This window comes from Bartonella sp. DB5-6 (genome assembly GCF_000278115.1).
GTDB lineage: Bacteria > Pseudomonadota > Alphaproteobacteria > Rhizobiales > Rhizobiaceae > Bartonella > Bartonella refiksaydamii.
On the sequence record NZ_JH725114.1, the window covers coordinates 323,765 to 324,681 of the forward strand.

Here is a 917-nt window from a genome sequence, read left to right on the forward strand (position 1 = left end):
GCATAACGAGCTGCTTCATCTGGTGAGGTAAAAATACCATTATAGAACATACGCCTGTTACCATCAGACCCTGCGTGTAAATGCTTCTTTTTTTCATCCGTTAAATAATGTGATTGAGGAAACAATCTCGACATTTCAAGCGAAAGCAAAAAGGGGATTGTTGATCATCACAAACAAAACTTAAGGCTGGCATTCAAGTGCATTTTTATATTTTTTACAATAAGGGCTATTTAAGCGTCTCTCAACACTTCGTTGAGGCATGACAGCACCAGGACGACATATGGGAAGATTATCCGATTTATGGTTCTCACACCATTCTTGTATTGTAAAGCTAGGACGAAAACCTGATTGTCCCATACAAATTTCAATACTAGCAAATTGATTCAAATTTAGTGCCACAACCTTATTAAGGTCCGGTACTCCACATTCTAAAAGTATTTTATTTCTCCATAATGCTGGAGAAAGTGATGGAATTGAGTTAACACATCCAGCTGTACTTAACAGAACCATGCAGCTCAATAGTTTTAAATTTTTTTTCATTTTCCCCTCTTTCAATGGATTTATTTACGATAAAACAGCTCATAAGCCTGTTGATATTTTCTGTCATCGCTGCTTAAAACAATGGTGAACAATATTGAGATGGTGTATTGAGGAAACAATCTCGACATTTCAAGCTAATACAAATATGGGGAATTGTTGACCATCACAAGCAAGACTTAGGGTTTGCATTCAGGTTGTACTGGACTTTTTTTACAAAACGGGCTATTTAAGCGCTTTTCGACACTTCGTTGTGGAATGACAGCGCCAGGCTGACAAATAGGGAGGTTTTCCTCTTTAAAAGTATAACACCACCCTCCCCCTTTCACTTCATTTTTATAGTGAAAACCTGATTGAATCATGCAAGCATGAATTGATGC

The 917-nt window shown here is 37.4% G+C and carries 1 protein-coding gene and 1 pseudogene; both read right to left on the minus strand.

The window, feature by feature from the left end; translation table 11 throughout:
* Positions 1-180: 180 nt before the first annotated feature.
* On the minus strand, positions 181-540 hold the full coding sequence (locus tag MCO_RS01385; protein WP_007552129.1) for a hypothetical protein: 360 nt from the start codon (positions 538-540) through the stop codon (positions 181-183).
* A gap of 176 nt (positions 541-716) precedes the next feature.
* A pseudogene (locus MCO_RS10970) lies at positions 717-917 on the minus strand (hypothetical protein); the annotation flags it as partial.

Bases quoted from the DNA above. Each gene is read 5' to 3' on its own strand.
- MCO_RS01385 (WP_007552129.1), bottom strand. From the start codon at position 540: ATGAAAAAAAATTTAAAACTATTGAGCTGCATGGTTCTGTTAAGTACA.